The 1,955-nt window shown below is 72.6% G+C and carries 2 protein-coding genes and 1 pseudogene; 2 read left to right on the top strand and 1 reads right to left on the bottom strand.

Annotated features, from left to right (window positions below; translation table 11 throughout):
• Window positions 1-617, bottom strand: a pseudogene (locus AOK24_RS44425) (LuxR family transcriptional regulator); the annotation flags it as partial.
• 118 nt (window positions 618-735) lie between these two features.
• Here AOK24_RS44425 and AOK24_RS44420 point away from each other — a divergent pair.
• Window positions 736-1,422 carry an esterase/lipase family protein gene (locus AOK24_RS44420; RefSeq protein WP_055725474.1) on the top strand — a complete coding sequence of 229 codons (687 nt, stop codon included), beginning with the start codon at window positions 736-738 and terminating at the stop codon, window positions 1,420-1,422.
• Between the two features lie 74 nt (window positions 1,423-1,496).
• Window positions 1,497-1,955 (top strand): class I SAM-dependent methyltransferase (locus tag AOK24_RS44415; protein ID WP_055725473.1); only part of this gene is annotated, 459 nt, incomplete at its 3' end.

Here is a 1,955-nt window from a genome sequence, read left to right as displayed (position 1 = left end):
TGGCACCGGGGCGCGCGCGCGTGGGTGGCCGCCGAGGCGAGTTCCCCGGCGAGCCGCCCGCTGGGTCCGAGGGCGCCCGCGCCCCGGTGCCAGGCGCGGTACGGGGCCTCGGCGGCGCCGTTCAGCACGCGCGCGAGGAGGCGGTGGGCGTCGCGGCGGTCCGTGGGAGTCGCCGTCTCGTACGCGGCGACGCGGATCCAGTGGTCGCGGAAGGCGACGCCGTCGGGGGTGGTGCAGGCGAGGCCCGCGGTCTCGGCGGCGTCCAGGGGGCGCGCGTCGAGGTCGGCTGCGGCCACCGCGCGCAGGAAGGCGCGGGTGGGGACGGGGTGCTGGTCGGCGGCGGCGAGCAGGAGCAGGCGGCGCGTGTCCTCGGGGAGTGCGTGGATCTCGCGTCTTCGCGCGCGCAGGAGGTCGGGGGCGAGCGCGGCGGGTTCGGAGGGCAGGGGGTCGAGTCCGGCCGCCTGCCGTGCGGTCAGGCGCGCCGCGATCTCGGCGGCGGCACGGGGGTCGCCGTACGCGCGCACGCGTACCCGCGCCCGGACGCCTTCGGTGGGGGTGAAGGCGAGGCGGGGCGGTGGCGAAGTGCGGTCGAGCGTGGGGGGAGTCACCGGAGTCACCACACGATTCACGTTACTGGCGGGTTACTTGAGCCGTAAAGACCGGCGACTTCACCGATGCGGCGCGCGCAGCCGCCACCGGACACTCCTGGCGACCCCACCCGCCCCAGGAGGCATCATGCAGCGCCCCATGCGTCGCATCGCCGCGGCCGTCTCGGCCGTGTTCGCTTCGCTCCTCGTGTCGCTCTCCCTGTCCGTTCCGGCCGCTCACGCGGCGACGCACAACCCGGTCATCTTCGTGCACGGTCTCAGCAGTGACGCCAGTAGCTGGGACGACTGGATCGCGGACTTCAAGGCGGACGGCTACACCGCGTCCGAGTTGGACGCGTGGTCGTACAACTGGACGCAGTCGAACGTCACGACCGCGCAGCAGCTGGCCACGGAGGTCCGCAACGTCCTCGCCCGCACGGGCGCTTCGAAGGTCGACATCGTCGCTCATTCCATGGGTGTGCTCAGCACGCGTTACTACCTGAAGAACCTCGGTGGAACGGCTTATGTCGACGACTTCGTGTCGACGGCGGGCGTCAACCACGGGACGACGACCGCGGGTTGGTGCGCGTGGCTGTACACGTCGTGCTCGGAGATGAACACCGGCAGTTCGTTCCTGACGTCCCTGAACTCGGGTGACGAGACGCCGGGCAGCGTGTCGTACGCGAGCTACTGGTCGAACTGCGACGACGCGCTCACGCCGGACACCACGGCGATCCTGAGCGGGGCGACGAACGTCGAGGTCGGGTGTGTGTCGCACACCGACATGAACAACAACTACGGCGTCTACCAGCAGGTTCGCAACTTCATCGCCTGAGGCTCGTTCCCGAGGGGGTGCGCGGCGCCCGCGCGGGGGACAATCGCGGCAGAGCCCGCGGGCAGGAGGTCCCCATGCCGACGCGCACCCCCAAGGACGCCGTCCGACACCCGGTCTTCGCGCGTTTCTACACGCGCTTCAGCGTCGCGGCCGAGCCGTCCGTCGGCCCGCTGCGCACCGAGCTGCTCGCGGGGCTCTCGGGGCGGGTGATCGAGATCGGCGCCGGGAACGGGCTGAACTTCGCGCACTATCCGGCGGGCGTCTCCGAGGTCGTCGCCCTCGAACCGGAACGGCTCCTGCGGCAGTCCGCGCGGGCAGCGGCGCTGCGGGCCGAGGTGCCGATCGACGTCGTGCCGGGGGTCGCTGAGGCGCTGCCCGTCAAGAGCGAGGCGTTCGACGCGGCCGTCCTGTCGCTGACGCTGTGCAGCGTGCGGGACGTGGAGCGGGCGCTGCGGGAGGTCCGGCGGGTGCTGCGGCCCGGTGGTGAGCTGCGGTTCTTCGAGCACGGGCGGGGTGGGGGCGCGGTGATGCGG

The organism is Streptomyces niveiscabiei (assembly GCF_001419795.1).
Lineage (GTDB): Bacteria > Actinomycetota > Actinomycetes > Streptomycetales > Streptomycetaceae > Streptomyces > Streptomyces niveiscabiei.
The sequence above is the reverse complement of the archived record's forward strand: the minus strand, read 5'-3'. Positions and strand labels throughout refer to the sequence as shown.